At 61.4% G+C, this 2,506-nt stretch carries 2 protein-coding genes; one reads left to right on the top strand and one right to left on the bottom strand.

Annotated features, from left to right (window positions below; genetic code table 11):
- A partial coding sequence (locus MFF55_RS26095; protein WP_238247094.1) for a carbonic anhydrase occupies positions 1–361 on the top strand: 361 nt, incomplete at its 5' end.
- A gap of 126 nt (positions 362–487) precedes the next feature.
- Here the strand turns inward: MFF55_RS26095 and MFF55_RS26090 are convergent.
- Positions 488–1,333, bottom strand: a complete 846-nt coding sequence (locus tag MFF55_RS26090; protein ID WP_238247092.1) for a hypothetical protein — start codon at positions 1,331–1,333, stop codon at positions 488–490.
- Positions 1,334–2,506 lie beyond the last annotated feature (1,173 nt).

The following is a 2,506-nucleotide window of genomic DNA, read 5'->3' as shown; positions in this document are numbered from 1 at the left end:
CGCCGCTATGGGCTCGATCGAGTACGGCGTTGCCGAGCTCGGCGTGCCGCTGATCGTGGTGCTCGGCCACGAGAAGTGCGGGGCCGTGCAAGCCGCTGTGAGCGTGGTGAAGGAGAACGCCACCTTCCCCGGCAGCATCGGCAAGATGATCGAGCCGATCGTTCCAGCCGTCCTGAAGGCGCAGGGTCAGTCCGGCGATCTGCTCGACAACGCGGTTCGCGAGAACGTTCGTCGGACTGCGCACCGTCTGCGGACGGCAGAGGCGCTGCTTGTCGACCCGATCAAAGCAGGCAAGCTGAGGGTGGTGGGTGCGCGCTACGATCTGGATGATGGCAAGGTCGAGTTCTTCGACGAAGCCTGAGGATGGACGCGCATCCTTCTGTACCTGGCAGCTCCTATAGAACCGGCTGATTGAGGTGATCGTTGAAGGCGTTCGCGCGGTGGCCATGGTTTACTGCCGCGTGGGTCAGAGCCCTCTATTAGTCGATCATTGGCCGCCGATCTCCCACTGAACAGCGACCGCGACCTGATATTGCGGCGTGTCCTGGTTCAGTCCAAAGCCAATCGCCACGCCGACGATGGCCTTCTGGCTCCGGAGGCGATGGCGCAGGCCTATCTGAGCTAGGCTAAAGTCTTGGTCCCCGCGCTCCTGCTGCTCGCGCGCATAGCTTGCCACCAAGGCCGTATCTCGCGAGATCGCCTGTCCAACCGAAACGTTGACAAGATAGCGGTGCGGTCGGTCGCTCGGCCCTGGATCGATGCGGGAGATCAGACCAGCATTCAGGCTGATCCCCAGCGGTCTCTCGCCCTCTACGAGGGTTTTTCCGAACAAGGCAATTGCATCCGTCTCATAGGCCGTCCCCTCCGGCCCGTAGAGCGCTCGCACGCGCCCGAGCAGTCCCACGGCGGGTGCGGCGCCTTGTTCTCTGCTAACCTGATAGAGGCTCCCAAGCTGCGTCACCCCGCCGAGTTCGGCACGTCCACCCCGCACGACGCCCTCAGATTGCCCAGAGGCGATCGTGCCGAGCCTGCGGCCGATGTCTAGGTTGCCGTAGGCACCGGATTGGCCGATCCGGAGATCGAGATCCGGGGCGATCCCAAAGCCGATCTCAGTCTCCGCTCCATACGTGTTGCGCACGCGTCCGCTCGGCGCACGCTCATACGATCCGCCAATCGCGAACACCGCTTCGCCGACGGGGGTGGCGTTCGGGTCCGTGATCTCAAAGGGGTCGTCGGCCAGGGTAATCGGCTCGTCCTGGGCAGTAGCGATGCCCGGCCCAAGCAGCCCAATGTGCAAGGCGATAACTGCAGCAGGAGGAAAGCGGCCGAGCATTGTGTCCTGCGAACACTTCCTAGCGCATTGCTGGGCAGGATCAGGAGGAAGGGTGGGTGCAGCAGATCAAGATGCTGCTCAGCCGCAGAATCGTGCCGCTGCCTCTCCGGCCAGACAAGGGTCGCCTCAGCGCATGAATGATGGAGTTTCAAGGTTATGGCATGCATTCACGGCATGCTAGCATGGTGGTATGAGGTTTGGCAGAATTGATGGTGCGGCGCGATTTCAGGGTCATCGCAGTCGCAACCGCATGGGTCACCCACCGATGATCGCGCTTTCCCTCGCCGGTCTCGTCTCCGTCGTTGTCGGTCCGCTCCTGGTGCCTCAGGCTTCATCGGTGTTGTCCATGAGCGGATCATGCCATGCTCCCCCATCAGGACCAAGGCAGGGTCAACCCCGTCAAAATTTAAGCTGACCTTCTACCAAGCGACGGCACGTCGGCTGGCTTTGTCGAAGAGGTCTACGCGAACCTGGAGCGGAGCAGAGCGTGGAGCACAGCCCATGAGGGCCAGGACCTTAATGCATAACCGCATCACGGCGGGATGGCTGATGGGGTGACCCGGGCCATCCTGCGGATATAGGCGCGGACTTCTCATCACCGCTGACACACAGCGCGCTGGATGACGCCTTGGGGAACCGGTAACCGGCGTAGGAAGGCGCGTTCATCCTCTCCAGCTACGGTGCTGGATCAGCCGCGACAGGCCAGGCCGCAGCCCAACGTGACAAGCCGACCGCGATGCTCTTACCCTGAGTCGTCTGCACCTCGATCTGGCGCAGCGTCAGCGCCGCCTGCTCCGCACGCGGTCTGTGTCCTTGCTTCATCCTCGACACCTCCGGTCCTAGCTGATCCACTCGATCAGCCCGGTCCAAGGCCAACCGGTCACGTCGGTATATCTTTAACCGCGTTTCCAGACCAAGTAATGATTTAGTAGAAATCTCACGATTCGGCGTTCGTAGAACTGCTATCTTGTTTCCCAACATATGTTAGGCAGATCGCAAGCTTTAGTGTGTTTACGGGAAGAGAAGAAATTCGTGATGAGTTCGGCGTCGAGGCGAGGATGCTGCGATGGACCGAGTGGGCTGTCAGGGATGCAAGGGCGGTGAGGCGCTGCCGTTCGATTTCACGATGGCGTTCCATCCCATCATCAATGCCTCCAACGGCACGGTATGGGG

Origin of the sequence: Methylobacterium iners, from assembly GCF_022179305.1 — a bacterium.
In the GTDB taxonomy this organism is placed as follows: domain Bacteria; phylum Pseudomonadota; class Alphaproteobacteria; order Rhizobiales; family Beijerinckiaceae; genus Methylobacterium; species Methylobacterium iners.
Note: the sequence above shows the minus strand (reverse complement) of the source record. Positions and strands in the feature narration are given on the sequence as shown.